Annotated in this window: 16 protein-coding genes; 5 read left to right on the forward strand and 11 right to left on the reverse strand. The window is 42.6% G+C overall.

The genetic code is table 11. The features are described 5' to 3' along the window. Positions 1 to 71: 71 nt before the first annotated feature. The 3 genes from obgE to GSQ19_RS13230 all read right to left on the reverse strand — a co-directional run bounded on the left by obgE (position 72) and on the right by GSQ19_RS13230 (position 2,677). Complete coding sequence (gene obgE / locus GSQ19_RS13220) at positions 72 to 1,100, reverse strand: GTPase ObgE (RefSeq protein WP_011318401.1); 1,029 nt, start codon at positions 1,098 to 1,100, stop codon at positions 72 to 74. 217 nt (positions 1,101 to 1,317) lie between these two features. Next, a complete protein-coding gene (locus GSQ19_RS13225) occupies positions 1,318 to 1,992 on the reverse strand; it encodes a Mo-dependent nitrogenase C-terminal domain-containing protein (protein WP_011318402.1) in 675 nt (224 codons plus the stop codon). 100 nt (positions 1,993 to 2,092) lie between these two features. Continuing rightward, positions 2,093 to 2,677, reverse strand: coding sequence for a Uma2 family endonuclease (locus tag GSQ19_RS13230; protein ID WP_011318403.1), 585 nt, complete (start codon positions 2,675 to 2,677; stop codon positions 2,093 to 2,095). A gap of 216 nt (positions 2,678 to 2,893) precedes the next feature. Between GSQ19_RS13230 and GSQ19_RS13235 the strand changes: the two genes are divergently transcribed. Together GSQ19_RS13235 and GSQ19_RS13240 are read left to right on the forward strand one after the other, a co-directional pair. Continuing rightward, positions 2,894 to 4,222: a hypothetical protein gene (locus GSQ19_RS13235; RefSeq protein WP_011318404.1), complete on the forward strand. Its 1,329-nt coding sequence runs from the start codon at positions 2,894 to 2,896 to the stop codon at positions 4,220 to 4,222. A 66-nt stretch (positions 4,223 to 4,288) separates the two neighbouring features. Then, entirely contained in the window at positions 4,289 to 5,371 is a 1,083-nt protein-coding gene (locus GSQ19_RS13240) for a class I fructose-bisphosphate aldolase (RefSeq protein WP_011318405.1), read from the forward strand. A gap of 270 nt (positions 5,372 to 5,641) precedes the next feature. Here GSQ19_RS13240 and GSQ19_RS13245 read toward each other — a convergent pair whose 3' ends face one another. From GSQ19_RS13245 to GSQ19_RS13265, 5 genes are all read right to left on the reverse strand, one after another. Continuing rightward, positions 5,642 to 6,880, reverse strand: a complete 1,239-nt coding sequence (locus GSQ19_RS13245; RefSeq protein ID WP_011318406.1) for a tetratricopeptide repeat protein — start codon at positions 6,878 to 6,880, stop codon at positions 5,642 to 5,644. A 113-nt stretch (positions 6,881 to 6,993) separates the two neighbouring features. Continuing rightward, positions 6,994 to 8,712: a serine/threonine-protein kinase gene (locus GSQ19_RS13250; RefSeq protein WP_011318407.1), complete on the reverse strand. Its 1,719-nt coding sequence runs from the start codon at positions 8,710 to 8,712 to the stop codon at positions 6,994 to 6,996. A 192-nt stretch (positions 8,713 to 8,904) separates the two neighbouring features. Further along, a complete protein-coding gene (locus GSQ19_RS13255) occupies positions 8,905 to 11,481 on the reverse strand; it encodes a polynucleotide kinase-phosphatase (RefSeq protein ID WP_011318408.1) in 2,577 nt (858 codons plus the stop codon). A 59-nt stretch (positions 11,482 to 11,540) separates the two neighbouring features. Continuing rightward, a complete protein-coding gene (locus GSQ19_RS13260; RefSeq protein WP_011318409.1) occupies positions 11,541 to 12,926 on the reverse strand; it encodes a 3' terminal RNA ribose 2'-O-methyltransferase Hen1 in 1,386 nt (461 codons plus the stop codon). A gap of 128 nt (positions 12,927 to 13,054) precedes the next feature. Further along, the gene (locus GSQ19_RS13265; RefSeq protein WP_011318410.1) at positions 13,055 to 13,471 is read right to left on the reverse strand and encodes a nuclear transport factor 2 family protein; all 417 of its coding nucleotides are present in this window, start codon (positions 13,469 to 13,471) and stop codon (positions 13,055 to 13,057) included. A 57-nt stretch (positions 13,472 to 13,528) separates the two neighbouring features. Here GSQ19_RS13265 and GSQ19_RS13270 point away from each other — a divergent pair, with 57 nt between their 5' ends. Then, positions 13,529 to 14,107, forward strand: a complete 579-nt coding sequence (locus GSQ19_RS13270) for a TetR/AcrR family transcriptional regulator (RefSeq protein WP_011318411.1) — start codon at positions 13,529 to 13,531, stop codon at positions 14,105 to 14,107. A 145-nt stretch (positions 14,108 to 14,252) separates the two neighbouring features. Here the strand turns inward: GSQ19_RS13270 and psbA are convergent, their stop codons facing one another. Further along, positions 14,253 to 15,335: a photosystem II q(b) protein gene (gene psbA / locus GSQ19_RS13275; RefSeq protein ID WP_011318412.1), complete on the reverse strand. Its 1,083-nt coding sequence runs from the start codon at positions 15,333 to 15,335 to the stop codon at positions 14,253 to 14,255. 227 nt (positions 15,336 to 15,562) lie between these two features. Here psbA and cofG point away from each other — a divergent pair, with 227 nt between their 5' ends. Beyond that, complete coding sequence (cofG, locus tag GSQ19_RS13280; RefSeq protein WP_011318413.1) at positions 15,563 to 16,585, forward strand: 7,8-didemethyl-8-hydroxy-5-deazariboflavin synthase subunit CofG; 1,023 nt, start codon at positions 15,563 to 15,565, stop codon at positions 16,583 to 16,585. Between the two features lies 1 nt (position 16,586). On the opposite strand, the gene GSQ19_RS13285 is transcribed toward cofG, so the two are convergent. Then, a complete protein-coding gene (locus GSQ19_RS13285) occupies positions 16,587 to 17,432 on the reverse strand; it encodes a metal ABC transporter permease (RefSeq protein WP_011318414.1) in 846 nt (281 codons plus the stop codon). A 252-nt stretch (positions 17,433 to 17,684) separates the two neighbouring features. Then, on the reverse strand, positions 17,685 to 18,482 hold the full coding sequence (locus GSQ19_RS13290) for a metal ABC transporter ATP-binding protein (RefSeq protein WP_011318415.1): 798 nt from the start codon (positions 18,480 to 18,482) through the stop codon (positions 17,685 to 17,687). A 92-nt stretch (positions 18,483 to 18,574) separates the two neighbouring features. On the opposite strand from GSQ19_RS13290, the gene GSQ19_RS13295 reads away from it, so the two are divergent. Further along, positions 18,575 to 19,552, forward strand: a complete 978-nt coding sequence (locus GSQ19_RS13295; protein ID WP_011318416.1) for a metal ABC transporter substrate-binding protein — start codon at positions 18,575 to 18,577, stop codon at positions 19,550 to 19,552. Positions 19,553 to 19,722 lie beyond the last annotated feature (170 nt).

Consider the following 19,722-nt stretch of genomic DNA (forward strand, 5'->3'; position numbering starts at 1 on the left):
TTGCGGCTTGCCGCAGGCTGGTTAGCGCGGAGGTACGCAGGTTTTTTTACGAATAACTCGCTATTTTGCTGTTAGCGAAAAACTTCTGCTTCCTCAAGAGCATTTACTTGGTCAAGAATTCCCCAAACTTCTTGTAACATTGGTTCTAAGCCGGTGCGAGTTACCGCAGAAATTAGGAAAACTGGGGCGTGAGAAAGATGATTTAATTGGGTGGCTAGTGCATCTAAGTCTACAGTTTCCCTATCAACTGCATCAATTTTATTCAAGGCTACAATCTGCATTCGCTCACTTAAACCCCGTCCGTAAGCTTGCAATTCCTGCTCAATTGTGTTGTAGTCTCTGATAACATCATCGCTGGTAGCATCAATTAAGTGCAGGAGTACCCGCGTTCTTTCAATGTGACGTAAAAAGTCATGCCCTAATCCTGCACCATCGGCTGCACCTTCAATTAAGCCAGGGATATCGGCAAATACTGTTCCATCTCCTGTGGGTTTGCGTACTACACCCAAGTTGGGGATGAGGGTTGTAAAGGGATAGTCAGCAATTTTCGGACGCGCCGCCGATAAAGATGATATCAATGTTGATTTACCTGCGTTGGGTAAACCGATAATTCCTACTTCCGCCAATAATTTCAATTCTAAACGGAGTAGTTTTCTTTCCCCTGGTAATCCTGGAAGAGAGTATTCTGGGGCGCGGTTACGGTTACTCAAGAAGTATTGATTTCCTAAACCACCTTTACCACCTGCTGCAATAAGTAGTTGTTGGTTAGGTTGAGTTAAATCACCAAGTAAATCACCTGTTTCCGCATCATAAATAGTGGTTCCACAGGGAACTTGAACAATTAAATCTTTTCCCGAAGCGCCGGTACAGTTATTGGGGCCGCCACGACCTCCATCGTCTGCTTTAAATATATGCTTATATCGGAAGTCTAACAGGGTTTGCAGATTTTCTACTGCCACGAAAACGACTGAACCACCACGTCCGCCATTTCCACCAGAAGGCCCACCAGCAGGTACATATTTTTCACGCCGGAAAGCGACGATACCATCGCCACCTTTACCAGCTTCTACTTCGATTTGTGCTTGGTCGATAAATTGCATAATTTAGTCAATTGTCAGTAGTCAGTTGTCAGTCGTCAATGCTTATTGGTTAGTCGTTCGTTGGAATGCTTTCCATTGATCATGATGTCTTCTTCACAACGTAACGCATCAGCAAAAGTTTATGTTTTTTTAGTTGATCTACTTAACAGGTTACGCCGAAGTAGTCACTCTTTGCCAGAGACAACTGTACAGACGCGATGAATCGCGTCTCTAACAACTAAATATAAGGCGAAACGTCCTCTTTACATTCATCTGCCAAATAGGAGAGGGCGCGGAAACGTAACCCTACTAGTTGTTCATACAAGGGGTTGATTTTACATAAGGGGGGAATATGAACAATTTTGCGTCCGAATAGGGTTACATCCCGTTCAAAGGGACATTGGGAGGGAATCATTTTACATAAAAAACGGGCGACTCTGGGGTCTTGAATGTCTAACCCATCTAGCCAGTCGCGGAGGGGGTCAAGTACTTCTAAAGGGGGGGCGTGAGGTGCGATTAGTGCAGGGGAATGTGTTGGTTCTTTGACTATTAAAGTTTGGCGTAAGGCTTCCAGGATGTCTTCTGGTTCTCCTAAGGCTTGACATAATTTGTGCAGGACTTGATCTTCGCTGGGAGAATAGGTACCATCTGCGATCGCTACCATAACAGCTGTACGCAAAAAGTTTTCTGCTACTGGAGTATTCTTACCCAAAACCTCTGCTAATTCTTCTGGTGTGATTACTTCCAGTGAATCCCACTCGATACTAGGGGCTAATTCATCTTGCGTAATGCTGGCAATTGATGCTTTTTCTTGCTCATCAAAGTTACCATCAGCCCAAGCTATTGTCAGCAATCCACGCAACCAAGCGGCTATCTGTTCGCTACTGTAGGGAGATTGAACTACACTTGTCATAAACTCACGCTTCACCAATTCAATACTAAGTTAGCTTTCATGAGGCTAAACTGTTACAGGGCTAACTTCCCAAGTCTTAAGCTTTGTTTTGCGATCGCTTTTAATTGGCAGCTTGAGCTACTTCAAATGTAACATCTTCATAGACCTTGGCGATCGCACAGCGCAAATCTACACTAGCTATATGTATTTCTTCTCCTTGTCCGTAGGGATAAAGTACCCATTGTCCTTCGGAATTGCGGCGAAAACACTCTACACTTTGGCGATTTTGACTCACGAGTACATACTCTTGTAATGATTTGATTTGGCGGTAGTGAGCAAATTTCTCTCCTCTGTCAAAGGCTTCGGTGTTGGGAGATAAGACTTCGATAATTAAGCCAGGATAACGGAGAAAGTTATTAAATGTTCTATCTCGCTGGTCACAAGTAACGGTAACATCGGGATAGTAGTAAATATCCAATAACTCGATATGGACTTTGGTGGCTGAGATGTAAGTCTGACATCCGCTTCCACGCAAATGATTTTTCAGCATAGAAGCCATATTCAGAGAAATGACTACATGAGTATTACTCGCCCCCGCCATTGCATCAATCTCTTCCTGGCGATATGCAGGCCTGATGGAACTGCTGTCTTCGGCTTTGAGATATTCTTCAGAGGAAATATAGCTAGAACTGGGAGTTGCAATCATTGGTTAGCACCTTGTGTAATATCTTGTATGTAGTTTATGAAAAACTCATAATTGAGGACGCTGCTCATCGCCCCGCCCACGGTAACACAACTCTGCACAAAGCACTGATTTTAGTCAACTTTCTCAATATATATTTTTACGAATCTAGCTATTGCTAGATGCTGTCATTCTCTGGAAAGGCTTAATCTACAACTGTTGCACTGTAGAAATAGACCTGTGGATGAGATATTAGAGCGATCGCACGAACTTAAACAAGCCTTAATGGATTTTGTTCTGGATGCGGAGGGTGACATAGCCCAAGCGTTAGAAACCTATGCAGCAGAAAGGTTACGCCGTGGTAGTGGGGATAATACACAGCAAGACTTAACCATTGACAGCTTTTTGATTGAGGGAAAAGTCGGTGATGAGTCGCCACTAAATTTATTCATCGCTAGTCAGGTAAACTTATCACAGAGCGATCGCCATCTTCTCAACAGTTGGCATCGTAGCTTTATGGGTTTATTTGCTATTAGTCAAATTTTACCTGATGGCTTGGAATTGCTCAACTGGTTAACGAATAAATCTTATATCGTTAAGCCAAATAATTCCCAAACGTTACAAGCGATTGAACGATTAAAAATAGGCGAGATTTTACTAACTCGCATTTCTCCTGTTACCGATAATTATTGGACATTTTCTAGTCCATATACATTGTTAGGTAAATTGGGCAAACCAAAATTAGCTGTAGCTATTGGTAATTTTAAAGAAAACTATAAGAATCATCTTTACAGTGATGCGCCTGATGTCCTAGAAGCAGCCTGGAATTCTGTATATCAATATCATCAGGATTTTATTGACTTTTTTGGCAGTGATGAAATTACTTTACCTGGATATCAACTAAATAAAAAGATAGCTGAATTTCAAGAATTAATTACAGAGAAACGTTTGGCAGATTTAGGAATTGACCAAACAAAATCTCTGAGTGAATTAGCAATAGAAGCTGGTGTTCAAGAAGAGGATATTCAAGCCGCTGTTAAAGAAACTGGTGCAGATGCCAAGCTAGTTTCCCAGATATTGAATAATAAAAGTGGTAATACCAAAATGGTGATGCCAAAAGTTGATTTACCTGCGGAACTGAAAAAAGCCGAACAGGTAACAGCTATTTCTCATCCCCGTTGGGGACAAATGTTTTTACCAACATATAATAAGTTTCAAAATTTGTTATCAACAGAAGATTGGCAAAGTGTTGATGGGGCGGAAAAATTAGTTCGTTATTATCTAGAAAATAAGAATATTAATGCGTTTATTTGGCATCGTTTAGCTGAACAGTACCCCAGTTCCTTGGAAAAAGTTTTACAAGTTGTTTTACAACGTCCAGGTCTCAAGATAAGTAATGATTTGGATGCTATTTTACAAGAGTTCAATAAACCACTTGAGCCAGATTTACCAGATATTGCTAGTGTGCCGATACACCTGCATGAATTATTTCAGGAAGCAGTTGCAGAAGTTCACAAATCTAAGCCCAAAGGCAAGATACCTAAAAAGGCAGAGAAAGGTTTCAAGTAAACGTTTAAAACTAGTAAGATGCTATCTTGAAAGCAAAATCATTTTCTCAGATTTGAGGAAACCCTTATGACTACCACACTCTTAGAATCTAATTCTATCGAGTCATTGCTAGGGCATGAAGCAGAAGACTTGCTGACTTACAAAGCTAAAGTCTCTCAAGACTTATTACATCTACCAGGGTCTGATTTTATTGATCGAGTTTGGTTAAATAGCGATCGCAATCCTCAAGTCCTGCGAAATCTCCAACAGCTCTATTCTACAGGTCGTTTGGCATATACTGGCTATCTTTCTATTCTGCCAGTAGACCAAGGTATTGAACACTCAGCCGGAGCATCTTTTGCACCCAATCCTATTTATTTCGACCCAGAAAATATCATCCGTTTAGCAATCGCTGGTGGTTGTAATGCTGTCGCTACAACTTTGGGCGTATTGGGTAGTGTTTCGCGTAAATATGCACACAAAATTCCTTTCATTGCTAAACTTAACCATAATGAATTGTTAACCTTTCCCAATCAATTTGACCAAGTATTGTTTGCTGATGTAGAACAGGCTTGGAATTTGGGGGCTGTGGCTGTTGGTGCGACAATTTATTTTGGTTCCGAACAGTCCACCAGACAAATTCAAGAAATCAGCCAGGCTTTTAAGCGCGCCCATGAACTAGGAATGGTCACAATTCTCTGGTGTTATTTGCGGAACAACGCTTTTAAACAAGACAAAGATTATCACGTTGCAGCTGACCTCACCGGACAAGCAAATCATCTAGGTGTGACAATTGAAGCCGACATTATTAAACAAAAGTTGCCCGAAAATAATAATGGCTATGGTGCAGTAGCCAAAGCCACAGGTCAGAGTTACGGCAAAACTAATGAAAAAATCTATACAGATTTAACCAGCGACCACCCCATCGATTTAACGAGATACCAAGTACTCAATTGCTATTGTGGACGCGCAGGCTTGATTAACTCTGGGGGTGCATCCGGCAAAAACGACTTTGCCGAAGCAGTCCGCACCGCAGTTATTAATAAACGGGCTGGTGGTACAGGATTAATTTCTGGGAGAAAAGCTTTCCAGCGTCCTTTTGAGGAAGGGGTGAAACTCTTTCATGCTATTCAGGACGTTTATTTGTCGCCAGAGGTGACGATAGCTTGAGTCAGCGCTGATTAGTAGTAGGACTTACGCACCGAGGTTGTCTGTTGAGACTGGGTGTAGGGGTTTAGGGGTTTAGGGGTGTAGGGGTTTTAAATTGACAGCCCTACACTCTTGTCCAAACCCTTGATATTTCGTTTTCATGCGTAAGTTCTAAGTCAGGGCTGTCCATAGTCTATAGTCAAGAGTCCAGAGTCAAAGGCTAGCTTGGACTCTGGACTTTGGACTTTTGACAACCTGAGTGCGAAATATAAAATTTAAATGCGTAACAGCTTAGTTTTTTTGCAGTTCCATCAGCAGATAGGTATAGAACTCGTAATAGGCTCGGACTGAGGCAACGTAAGCAGCACGTAGTTCTTCGTTAGCTATTTTGGCTCGTAAATCTTCAATTATTCTAATAGCTGATTGAATATGTGTTTGGGCTTTTTGTAAATTACCCCGACTGTGTTGTAGGGCAGCCATGTTAGAGAGGGTGACAATTTCCCCTTCTGTGTCCCCCACTGCACGACGTATTGGTAAAGCTTGGTTATAGTATTTGAGTGCTTCTTCCTTGTCTCCTAATGAGTTGTAGACACCACCAATATTGTGAAGGATAGTGGCTTCCCTTCTGCTCTCACCTACTGCGCGGATTATGGGTAAAGCTTGGTTGAGGTATTTGAGTGCTGCTTCCTTGTCTCCTAATGCGCTGTAGAGAGTGCCAACATCGTTGAGGGTACGGGCTTCTATTTTTTTGTCCCCCACTGCACGGCCTATGGGTAAAGCTTGGTTGAGGTATTTGAGGGCGGCTTCCTTGTCTCCTAAATCGGAGTAGACTCTACCAATATTAATGAGGGTGCTGGCTTCCATTCCCTTGTCTCTCACAACACGGAGTATTGATAAAGCTTGGTTGAGGTATTTGAGTGCTGATTCTTTGTCTCCCAATGAGTTGTAGATACCGCCAATATAGGAGAGGGTGACGGCTTCTTCTTTTCTATCCCCCACTGCACGACCTATGGGTAAAGCTTGAGTGAGGTATTTAAGAGCTTCTTCTTTTTCTCCTAATGAGCCGTAGACTAAGCCAATATTATTGAGGGTGGCGGCTTCTTGTCCTCTGTTCCCAACGGCACGGAGTATAGGTAAAGCTTGGTTGTAGTATTTGAGGGCCTCTGGCTTTTCTCCTAATGAGCCATAGACCAAGCCAATATTGTTGAGGGTACTAGCTTCTGAGAGTTTATCATCAACTTGTTGCCACAGCTTGAGTGCTTCTTGGTATTTTGCGATCGCTTGTCGCAGTGATTCTCCTGTTCCTTGTTGTTCTAGCTGCATCCCCTCTTGAAAAACACGTTTTGCAGCAGCGCGAGCTGCATCTTGTTGAGTGGTTTCTGGCTGCTGTGCTATCTGTAGCCCTTGCTTTCTCAGTGTCACTCCCCCAGCATCAGAGGGTAAAACTGCACTCAGCAATAGAGTTAAACTGTAGCAGGTCAATTTTGGTAGAAACCACCAGCCAATCCCCTGATTATTTGCACTCCCCATGATTTGTCAGTCTCAATCACAATCACAATATATTGGCTTAGTAATTGCGCTAATCGTCCGCACCCTAAACCCAGACCAGTAATAAATTATTCCTCCTATCCCCTATATTCTACTTAGCGAATATTTACTTCTGGTAGTTGAATTTCAGATTGCACATTACCGACTTGAATAACTGAATTATGAGCAATCAAAGACTTAGCCTTTTGGATTTGTGGGCGTAGCTTTTGGGTATACTCGTTGAGTTTAGCTTGAGCTTGGGCATAAACAGGAGTACCTTGAGGAATTTTGCGGAGGTAGTTGACCGCATGATTAAAGTTACCCGCTAATGCCTGTTTACGAGCTTGGTGTAAAAAATAGGCGGCTCTAATTTGTTTTTTCTGGTTGTATTCAGCCAGTTTTTGTTGTACCAAAGCACCAGCAGAACTTTCTTGAGGAATTTGACGCAAATATTCTAATGCTGAGGAAAAATCTTTAGCTCTGGCTTTATCATAAGCTTTGGCTAATAAATTTTGTGTTTGGGCTTCGATATTGACATTGGCTTTCTCCACTACATCTTTAACTTTAGATTGCCAATATGAAATATTAGGAACTTCGCTTGCAGCAACAAAAACATCTGACCATCTACTCTCAAGTAATGCTTGTTCAGCTAGGGAATATTGTTTGGCTGCTGTTTGCCATTGCTGTTGCCATTCGTCTATGGTGGCTTGAGCATCTGGATATACATTACTATGAGAAGGTATGAGTTTAGCTAGAGCGATCGCTCGTTTTAAATCGCCGTCTTGATATTCTTTTGTAGCTTTATATAAAATTTCTGTCTCTGTGTTGGCTGGAGAAGTACTCAGCAATGAATAAGTTCCCAGTCCCATTAATAAGGTATTAACCGCTAGTCCTACCTTCATTCCTGTGATTAGCGGCGATGGTTGATCAGAATTAGGTTCTTGCCTATATTCTATCTGTTGTGTTTGCAAAAGTTGTGGCAAGGATGTTTCCCATTTCATTTGTTGGAGGACACGCAACACTTCAGCCGCAGACTGAAAGCGTTCTTGGAAATTGTAGCGAATCATTTGGCTGAGAATTGCCGCTAGATAGTCACTCACAGGCGTATCAGCAAAACGCCAAATAATTTCATTACTATCAGGATCTATTTTTAGTTGCAGTGGTTCCAACCCAGTTAAAGCCTGGATAGCAATCATGCCTAAAGCATAGATATCACTATTAATTTGAGTTTTACCAATAAATTGCTCTGGTGGTATATATCCCAAGGAAGTAGCCGGAACCTGATAGATAGATAATTGTTCATCTATACCGAAATTAACTGACTGGATAGAACCAAAGTCAATTAAAACTAATTTGCCATTAACAGCACGTCTGATTAAATTTTCTGGTTTAACATCGCAATGAATCACACCTTGCGAATGTACAAACTGTAAAATACTTAAAGCATCTTCTAAAAATGTAATAACTTCATCTTCGCGCCACAGAGAACCCCAATTTTGAGCAATTGGCAATTCCGCCGTTAAAGCGTGTCCGGCGACGTACTCTTGTACTAAGTAGAAACGCTCATTTTCTTCAAAACAAGCAATGAAATTGGGAATCTGGGGGTGTTGTCCCAAGTGCTTGAGGGTTTCAGTTTCTGTCAGAAAACGTAATCTGATTGTATCTAGTTGACTAGAGTGGAAACTGTTAACCTTAAGTTGTTTAACAACACATTTAGGTTGATGTGGGTAATTGATATCTACAGCAATGTATGTTTGTCCAAATACCCCTGAACCCAGGTTTTGGACAATTTGGTAGCGTGCTTGCAGTATTTTACCGATCATGTGGTGGTTCATGAGCTGGTTACTGAGTTAGTCCTTATATAAGTATTCTCTTGATTGCCTGATGTTTCCGGAAGAGCCTAAAGACAAATTACTATAAGCTCGACTTTATTACACTGCGTATGTCATTTTTTAGAGACGCGATTAATCGCGTCTGTACAATTGTTTTAGTTTCCCGTAGGGTACTTTGAATTGATTCATGAGGTGCTACAGTCGTGGATCGACAGGTTCACTTTCTAGAGCCAAAATTCCAAATACGCATTCATGTACATGACGTAAAGGAGCATGGGTGACAAATCGCTCTAATGCTTCCACACCTAAGGCGAACTCTCGCATGGCCAAAGAACGTTTCAGAGATAACCCTCGTTGGCGTAGACGTTGCAAGTTCTCCGGGGCTGAATATTCAGGGCCGTAGATAATTCGCAGATATTCCTGTCCACGACATTTCACCGCAGGCTGGACAATACCCCGACTACCTTTGACGAGAAATTGCATGGGTTTGACAACCATACCCTCACCCCCGACTTGGGTAAGTTTTTCCCACCAATGTACCCCTTCAGCTTGGCTACTAGGATCAGTTAAATCTATTACTTTGTAGGCGGTAGGAAGGAGTAAATCCGGGTCTGATTGGCAAATTTGGGTAATTTGTTCTATATGCCAACGATGGTCTTTGTCGATATGTACTGCTTTCTCTGTAGCGAGGATATGAAAGGGGGCTAGTTTTAAGTCTCCAATATCGGTGACATTCCAGCAGTAGCGACGGTAAGCAGTGATGTACTGATTGGCCATCTCTGCTCGTTGTTGGTAGTGAGTGAGTTGGGTAGTAATATTGAGGCCGCGATCGCTTGCTTGTTGCAATAATTCTACGGCATCATTGCAAGCTAGGCGTGATGCTACACCAACTGGTGCATATTGCCCTTTGATTAATCCTTGAGCTTTTGCTGACCAGGGCATGAGTTCACAGTCCAAGCATACCCAATCTGTATTAAATGTTTCCCAAAATTTGCTTGCAGTCAGGGCAGCATTTACCCGCGCTAAAAGTTGTGTTTCTAATCCTGGCTCATCAAAAAATCTCCTACCTGTGCGGGTATAGCAAATACCAATACCTTCATCCACCACACCAAACCGTTTCTCGGCTGTTGCTAAGTCCCGACAAACAACCACAATAGCGCGTGAACCCATGTGCTTTTCTTCGCATATAACCTCCGTAATTCCTTGCTTTTGGTAGTAGACGAAGGCCTGGGATGGGTGTTCCAAGTATCCAGGCTCTGAGGAAGTTTCTACCGGGGACATGGTGGGAGGGAGGTAAATCAGCCATTTGGGATTAGCAGCAAAACGGCTCATAATTTCTAAAGCAGCGATCGCATTTTCTTCCCTAATGGTGATATTTGGTTGTAGCTTGGTATTGATGATGCGCTTACCCAATACATCCTCAATGTTGAGAACATCATCAAATTCCTGTTGGGATGTCCGCGTTACAATGTTCTCAACTAAAGGTTTCACCGGTTCGCAGTAAACCCGCGCCGCCGGAACACTCACCAATTCCTTTTCGGGATAACGCAGAGCTGTAAGTTTGCCACCAAACACACAACCTGTATCAATATCAATAGTATTATTCAGCCATTCCGCCTCAGGTATAGGCGTATGTCCATAGACTACCAGCGCCTCACCCCGATAGTCTCCAGCCCAGTTATACCGGACTGGTAAACCAAATTCGTCAATCTCGCCAGTACTTTCACCATACAAAGCAAACTCCCGCACCGCACCAGAACCCCGTCCCTGCATTTCCTGTTTCATCCCTGCGTGTGCTACTACCAAGCGTCCGTCATCAAGTAAGTAGTGGCTGATGAGGGAATCGAGAAAATCTGTCAGTTCCTTGGTGAATGGTGTGCGGATTGCTTCTGGTAACGCTGCAATTTCATCTAGGGTTTGCTGTAACCCATGACTTGCTTTGACATTTTTACCCCGTAGTTTCCGCAAGAGCTTGTTTTCATGATTACCAGGAACACAGATGGCTGTATCTGCCGTCACCATGTTGCGTACTAGCTTGACTGTATCTAAAATACGTGTCCCTCTGTCTACCAAATCACCAAGGAAGACCGCTTTGCGTCCTTGGGGGTGGTAGTAGGTAGGAGCGTTCCAGACTGTATTTTCAACTCCTCCACTTTTTTCATAGCCTAATTGCTGGAGTAAAGCTTCTAGCTCATCACAACAACCGTGGATATCCCCGATGATGTCAAAGGGGCCGTGTTCGTGTTTTTTGTTGTTCCATAATGGTTGGAGTTCAATTTCAACGTTGGCAATTTCCTCTGGTGATTTGAGGGTATGGACGTAACGGAAACCCTCTTTTTCTAAACCACGCAAAGAACGCCGTAACATTTGGGTGTGACGACGGACTACATGGGAGCCGAATTGTCTGTCACTTCTTTGTTGGTTACGTTCATGACATAATTCTTCTGGTAGGTCAAAAACTATAGCCACTGCAAAGCAATGATACTGCTTGGCCATTTGCAATAAAGTCTTGCGGTCTTCTGGCTGGACGTTAGTTGCATCTATGACTGTTAATTTACCTGCGGCTAGGCGTTTAGTAGTTATATAGTGCAGAACATCGAAAGCATCCCTGGAAGCAGACTGGCTATTTTCATCATTGGAAACTAACCCACGACAAAAATCAGAAGATATCACTTCAAACTGTTGAAAATGCTGACGTGCAAATGTCGATTTACCTGCGCCAGAAGCGCCAATCAAGACAACTAAAGATAATTCAGGAATAGTAATTTTCATAGTTAATTAGTCATTAGTCAACAGTCAACAGTTCTTTTCTCCCCCTGCTCCCCAATCTCTTACCTATGTATAAAAACTGCCATTTGTGTAGGTGAACCAACTTCTGGGTCTGCTTCTCCTATAGGTTGAAACTGGACGTTATAAGCAAAGCGTTCTGTGATTTTATTTGCCCAATTTTGGAATTGCGATCGCGTCCATTCAAAGCGATGATCTTTATGGCGTAGTTTCCCTGCTGGTAAATTGGCAAATTTGACATTATATTCAATATTTGGTGTGGTTACTATCACGATTTTCGGTTGAGCAAATTCAAATAAAACTCGCTCAAATGCACCCAAACGTGATAGATCAAGATGCTCAATCACCTCAATCACGGTCGCAGCATCATAACCATGAAAGCGTTTATCTTGATAAGTAAGCGCGCCTTGAATTAATTGCAAACGTTCCCACTGGTTGCGGGGAAGACGCAAGCGGTCTAATCTTTCTTGGGCAATTTCTAGTGACCTGTAGGAAACATCTACACCTGTAATTTGCTCAAAAAAGCTATCTTTTAAGAGGATTTTTAATAAATTTCCTTGACCACAACCCAAATCAATAACGCGCCTAGCATTACTTTGTTTTAACGCAGCAACCACCCCATTCATACGCTGTTGGTTCAAGCTAATGGGCTTTTCTACCGCCGCTTCTTCCTCAGCGTGGGTTTCTTCCGCACTGTCAGGGTCTGGATGATCTTCCTCTGCTAACTGTGCTAAAGCAGTGCGAGTTAAACGGTACTGTCGTTTGAGGTAACGTCTGGTGATTTGTTCTCGTGCTGGATGTTGTGATAACCAACCCTCACCATGACGTAGTAACTTTTCGATTTCTTCTTCGTTGACCCAATAGTGTTTCTCATCATCTAGTACGGGAATCAGGACGTAGAGATGGCTTAACAAATCACTCAAGGGTATGGTGTGCTGGAGTTCAACTGTGAAATATTTACTATTTCCCCAATCTGGAAATTTTTCATCTAAAACGTGACCTTGGGCACTTACAGTGTAACCCAAAGGCTCAAATAATTGTCGCAGAAAACCTTCACCACCACGACAAGGTAAAACAGATAGTTTCGCTACCAAAGGTAGAGACTTTTGGGCTAATTCTGGCTTATCCTTACTACGTCCGCCTAAAGCTGTACTAAATACCTGTGCGATCGCTACACTCATAAAAGATGATGCCACATAAGGGCGATCGCTCACATACTGTTCCAATGTCGCACCTTTCCCGCGCACCAACTTTACCGGGTCAACATCCAACAACAGCGCCGCCGTGCATTTCTGTTCATTCGCTTCTGGATAAAAAACGTGAGCCTGTCCAAATGACAGTGAAAATGACTGACAACGGTCTGGGTGCTTATGGAGTAAGTAGCCTAACTCTGTCGCTGGGGAGTGGGTGGTGCTAATGGTGAGCAGCATTCACTTAATTTAAGTGTTAGTTATTAGCTAATAAATACTGCTCTACGGTAGGCGATTACTGAAAATTCGTAAATGGCTGGGCTTGTGTATATCCATGAACGAACAGCACATCGCCTAACTAACATTAGCTAAAACTGTGGTAACATTCCGATCTGCTGTAATAAAGTAGCAAGATTGTAATAGTCTTTATTAGTTTTGATTTTTCCGTTTTCTAGATTAATAAATGTCACGCCCCGCACCTCAATTATTTGATGGGATGCTGGCACATTATGAAATGCTTCCTTATGAGTCCCTTGCATGACCCACTCTAACGCGCCATTGGTTTCTGATGCAAAACAAGACTGTACATTGATTTTTAAATCAGGTAATGCTGTGCGAGTAGCGATAAAAAAGTCTCTGAGTTGTTCTTTACCTTTACTCACCATACTAAACGCCACATCTTCGTAGTCGCAGTCCTCAGTGAAAAGTGAGAGAAAAGATTCTACATTTCCTGAAGACCATAAATTTGCCCATTGCAAAAGTAGCTCTGTATTTGCGTTACTCACTTATTTATCTTTTCCATACCGTAGCGTATGGAAACAGATTAGTACCTCAACAAATAAATGTCAATACGCTGCCGTATGGAAAAAAAACAAGAAAACATCAAACTGGAACGACAGGACTGGATTAATGCTGGTTTAAAAGTTTTGGCGGAGGGAGGAATTGAAGCCGTCAGAGTAGAACCACTTGCCAAGTTAATCAAGGTGACAAAAGGTAGCTTTTACTGGCACTTCAAGAACCGAGATGATTTGCTAGAAGCGATTTTACAGGAATGGGTGAAAGGTGAAACCAATAATTTAATTGAGCGAGTCGAAACGATAGGTGGGGACGCAACGACTAAATTGCTGCATTTATTTGAATTAGCAATTGAAATTGATGGTCGATTAGAAAATGCAATTCGAGCTTGGGCTGCAAAAGCTGCAAATGTCGCCGAGATTATGCTTCAAGTAGATCAAAGTCGGCTAAATTACACACAAAATTTATTCTTGCAAGTTGGCTTTACACCTTTAGAGGCGAAAGTCCGCGCTCAAATGGCTTATTACTCACTCGTTGGTGAATTTACGGTGGGAACAAGACCGAATCAGGCTGAACGTCTAGCAGAGGTCATATTTGAACACGCTATCCTTACTAGACGAGATTAATCATGCCATATTAAGGCGATCGCGTTTTCTTCCCTAATTGCCTTATCTATGCTGTGTGTAATTTAACCTATGTTGGACATGACTCCAAAGCAAAAAAGCGCCCCCGGTTAAGGAGACGCTTTTTTGTTGAGTTAAGACTTCAGAATTAACCGTTGATAGCAGGAGCGGTTAAAGCAACAGGAGCAACTTCACCAGCAGCCAAGTCTAAGGGGAAGTTGTGAGCGTTACGCTCGTGCATTACTTCCATACCCAAGTTAGCGCGGTTGATGATGTCAGCCCAGGTATTGATTACACGACCTTGTGAGTCGATGATGGATTGGTTGAAGTTGAAGCCGTTCAAGTTGAACGCCATTGTGCTTACACCCAACGCGGTAAACCAAATACCGATTACAGGCCATGCAGCTAGGAAGAAGTGCAATTGACGGCTGTTGTTGAAGGAAGCGTATTGGAAGATCAAGCGACCGAAGTAGCCGTGTGCTGCAACGATGTTGTAGGTTTCTTCTTCTTGACCGAATTTGTAACCGTAGTTTTGTGATTCGTTTTCGGTTGTTTCACGAACTAAGGAGGAAGTTACCAAGGAACCGTGCATTGCGGAGAACAAGCTACCACCGAATACACCTGCTACACCTAACATGTGGAAGGGGTGCATCAAGATGTTGTGTTCTGCTTGGAACACGATCATGAAGTTGAAGGTGCCGGAGATACCCAAGGGCATACCGTCAGAGAAGGAACCTTGTCCGATTGGGTAGATCAAGAATACTGCTGTTGCTGCTGCTACGGGAGCGGAGAATGCTAGGCAGATCCAAGGACGCATTCCTAAGCGGTAGGATAGTTCCCACTCACGACCGAGGTAGCAGAATACGCCGGTCAAGAAGTGGAAGATTACCAATTGGTAAGGACCACCGTTGTACAACCACTCGTCAAGAGATGCTGCTTCCCAAATTGGGTAGAAGTGCAAGCCGATGGCGTTGGAGGAGGGAACAACTGCACCGGAGATGATGTTGTTTCCGTAGATTAAGGAACCTGCTACTGGTTCACGGATACCGTCGATGTCTACTGGAGGTGCGGCGATAAAGGCGATGATGAAGCAGGTGGTTGCAGCTAGCAAGGTGGGGATCATGAGTACACCGAACCAACCTATGTATAGGCGGTTGTTGGTGCTGGTAATCCACTCGCAGAACTGTTCCCATACGTTGGCGCTTTTGCGCTGTTGTAAGGTTGCGGTCATGTCTTTATGATTACGTTGGTTGTATGTATGTTTTAGGCGTTTCCACCTGTTACATACATTAACAGTAATTATTTCGTTTTGTAAAGTGTTTTGAGAAAAAAAACTTTACAAAACTTGGTCACTAACGCTGAAAACCACTATTTACAATGATTTTGGGTGTAGATAAAAATGAGTTTCGCTAAATCCGGCTCGAACAGTAGTTACATTTCTTCAGGAAAATCTGTTTTATGACAGTTGCCGAATCTACCTGTGCCTTAGTGTCCACACAGCCTTCCATAGGAAAGCCGACCGGAGGTATTGCCACTTATAGTCCTGCATATACGATTGTTCCTACCTATGAGTGTTTCAATCGCTGTACCTACTGCAACTTTCGCACCGACCCTGGGGAAAGTTCATGGATGTCTTTATCAGCAGCAGAAGATATATTCAAACGGCTGCAAAATGAGCAAGTTTGCGAAATCCTGATCCTCAGTGGAGAGGTACACCCCAACTCACCAAAGCGTCAAGTATGGTTCCAGAGAATCTACGATTTATGTAAACTAGCGTTAACATTGGGTTTTCTTCCCCATACCAATGCTGGGCCTTTGAGTTTCGCAGAGATGCAGGAATTAAAAAGCGTTAATGTTTCAATGGGTTTGATGCTGGAACAGTTAACACCAAAATTATTAGAAACAGTCCATCGCCATGCACCAAGTAAGTTACCGGAATTAAGGTTACAACAATTAGAGTGGGCGGGAGAGTTGCAAATACCTTTTACAACAGGGTTACTTTTGGGGATTGGGGAAACTAATGATGATTGCTGGGAGACACTAGAAGCCATATCGAAGTTACATCAGCGTTACCATCACATTCAGGAAGTTATTTTACAACCCCACAGCCCAGGAAACCAGCAGACATTTAACGCGCCAGCTTTTAATCCCCATCAGTTACCAGAAGTGATTGCCAAAGCACGCCAGATTTTACCGTCAGATATTACAATTCAAATTCCGCCAAATTTAGTTAAAGATGAGCGATGGTTACTGGCTTGTGTAGAAGCGGGTGCGAGAGATTTAGGGGGAATTGGGCCGAAAGATGAAGTGAACCCTGATTATCCTCATCTTCAGGCGGAGGAATTGAGAGAAATTTTACAACCTGCGGGTTGGGATTTGATGCCACGTTTGCCTGTGTATCCACAGTTTGATGGTTGGTTGTCAGGGGAGTTGCAGGCAAGTGTGAGAAGGTGGAGAGAATTGGTAATTGGTAATTGGTAATTTATTTTTGATATGAGTTTGGTATTAGGATTCCGTGTTTGGGACTGAATAGTAATGCTAATAGGAATAGTCCTGAAACTACTAGAACGATCGCTGGGCCGGAGGGTAAATTATAAAAGTAACTCAGGTACATACCGCTAATACTCGAAAAAACCCCTATCCCTGCGCCTAAGATCATGACTTGGTGTAGGCGTTTCACCAATAGGTAAGCGGTTGCTCCTGGTGTAATTAACAGTGATAGTACTAAGATTACGCCTACTGCTTTCATGCTGGCGACAATTGTTAGAGCAATCAGCAGCATTAAACCAAAGTTTAAGCGATTTACTGGTAAGCCTGCGGCTTGAGCGCCTAAAGGATCAAAGGTGTAAAATAATAGTTCCTTATATAATAAAATTACGACCGTTAAAACTATAGCGGCGATAATGGCGGTATCACGCACCTCATCAACAGTCACGCCAAGGATATTACCAAAGAGAAAGTGATTGAGGTCGATTTTATTATCTTTTTGAACAACGGTAATCAAGGTAATACCCAAGGCGAAGAATGCTGAAAATACTATACCCATTGCAGCATCTTCTTTGATGGGCGATCGCGTCCTAATCCAAGCGATCGCTATCGTACTCAAAACCCCAGCAATAAATGCGCCCACGAATATGTTAGCGCCCACCATAAAAGCGATCGCTAGTCCTGGCAAAACCGAGTGACTGATAGCATCACCCAACAGCGCCAATCTTTGCACCATCAAGTAACTACCCACAACCGCACACAACAAACCTACTAAAATAGCAATCACAAGCGATCGCTGCATAAAGCCATATTGCAACGGCTCAATTAAAGCTTCTAACATGGATGTTTAATCATTAGTCAGTGGTCAGTGGTCATTAGTCCATTGTCAATAGTCAGTTGTTATACCAATTTAAATAAACCGTCTGTAGAGACGCGATTTATCGCGTCTTCTTCACCCAATGATGTGTTGCCATCATTAATTGAGTTGGTATTAGTTGTTGTGCGTCGTATGAGTTATGAGACTTACGCAACCAGATTTTCTGTTGATACTAGGTATCCCTACACCCCTATACCCCTACACCCCAATCCCCGTTCAAGCTGCATCCGAGAAATAGATGACTTTACCGCCGTAAGCTTGGTGCAGGTTATCCTCTGTAAGTACTTGTTGGCGGGAACCTGCGGCGATTAATTCACGGTTGAGTAATACTAAATCATCGAAATGGCTGATGGATTCGCCTAAATCGTGGTTAACTACCAACACAATTTTGTTAGCCGCAGCTAGTTCATGGAAAACCTCAAAAATAACTGTTTGGGTTTTTTGGTCGATACCTACCAAGGGTTCATCAAAACAGAATATGTCTGCTTGTTGTGCTAAAGCCCTCGCTAAAAATACCCGTTGTTGTTGTCCCCCTGATAATTGTCCTATGGGGCGATCGCAATAATCCAACATTCCCACTCGTTCTAAGGCATTCTTGGCAACTTGGCGACTCACAGCCGAGAAACTACGTAACCAACCTGTTTTCTTTACCCGTCCCATCATCACCACATCCCAAACTACGGCGGGATAAGTCCAGTCAATTTGGCTACGTTGGGGAACGTAAGCAACTTTCCCCAATTGCTGCATCAGGGGTTTTTCTTGGTATAATACCTTACCACTGCTAACGGGAACCAAGCCTAACATTGCTTTCATCAGAGTGCTTTTACCAGCACCGTTAGGGCCAAATATTCCTGTTATTCGTCCCGGTTTGACAATACAGTTAACATCCCGCAAGGCTTCTTGTGTACGGTAGTGTACCCCTAGATGGGAGATATTAATTGTTGCTGTTGCTGTTGATGTATCCACTGGTTCCCGCATGGAATTAGTTGCTAAGGAAAAGTTCGCAATTTGCATGGTGTCATTTCCGAGACGTAAAAAATGAAAAGATTATGAAAATAATGTAACTTAAAAAATGAGAAAAATATGAAAATAACTATAACAGTCTGATGAATGCAATCACTCACTCAAAAGCCAGATTTTGCTGGCGATCTGTATTAGGCGTACTTGTAGGACTTTTGATAGGTGGATGTACCTCAGTCAACTCTAGCCGTACTCCTGGGGATGCAGAGAGTAAACCGCAAGTCGTAGCAACTAGTACCATCATCGCCGATTTAGCTGAAGAAGTTGGGGGAGAAGAAATTCAATTAACTGGAATACTTAAGCCAGGAACAGATCCTCATGTTTACGAACCAGTACCAGCCGACAGCAGAGTTTTAGAAAAAGCTGACTTGATTTTGTATAACGGTTACAACCTAGAACCAGGGTTGATTAAGTTAATGAATGCTGCTGGTAGTAAAGCCAGAAAGTTAGCTGTGGGAGAAGTTGTCAAACCATTGCAGTTAGATAAAGGTAAAGGTGAGGTAGTGCCAGATCCTCACGTTTGGGGGAGTGCAGAAAATGCTGCGGCTATGGTTAATGCTATTCGAGATGGTTTAATTGATTTATCCCCTAAAGATAGAGAAAAATATACTCAGAGGGCATCACAGCTTACAGATGAATTAAAACAGTTGCATAGCTGGATTAATCAGCAGATACAGACAATTCCACCTGATAAGCGCAAACTAATAACAACCCACGATGCTTTCCAATATTATGGACGAGCTTACGGTCTGGCGATCGCCGGTACTTTAATTGGCATTAGCACTGAAGAACAGCCAAGCGCCCAAACAGTTAAAAGATTAGTAGACTCGATTAAAAAGATCGGTGTACCTGCAATTTTTGCCGAAACTACAATTAATCCCACTTTAATTAGAACTGTTGCCGAAGAAGCAGGGATAAAACTAGCACCAAATCAACTCTACTCTGATTCCATTGGTGCTAAAGGAAGTAATGGCGATTCCTATATCAAAATGATGGAGGCAAACACACGCGCTATTGTAGAAGCCTTGGGTGGAAAATATACGCCTTTTGAACTAAAGAAGTAAATACATTTTTTGGTTGTATTTCTATAGTCTGAGGTTATTTGTAAATCTAAAAGCTAGGATATGGCCTTAGATATGTAATTGTCTTCAAAGTAGGAAACTCTTACTTGAGAAAGAACTAAATAAACATTTGATTTTTTAGAGTGTGTTAGTGGACATAAAAGATTTTAATT

The organism is Trichormus variabilis 0441, from assembly GCF_009856605.1.
Taxonomy (GTDB): Bacteria; Cyanobacteriota; Cyanobacteriia; order Cyanobacteriales; family Nostocaceae; genus Trichormus; species Trichormus variabilis.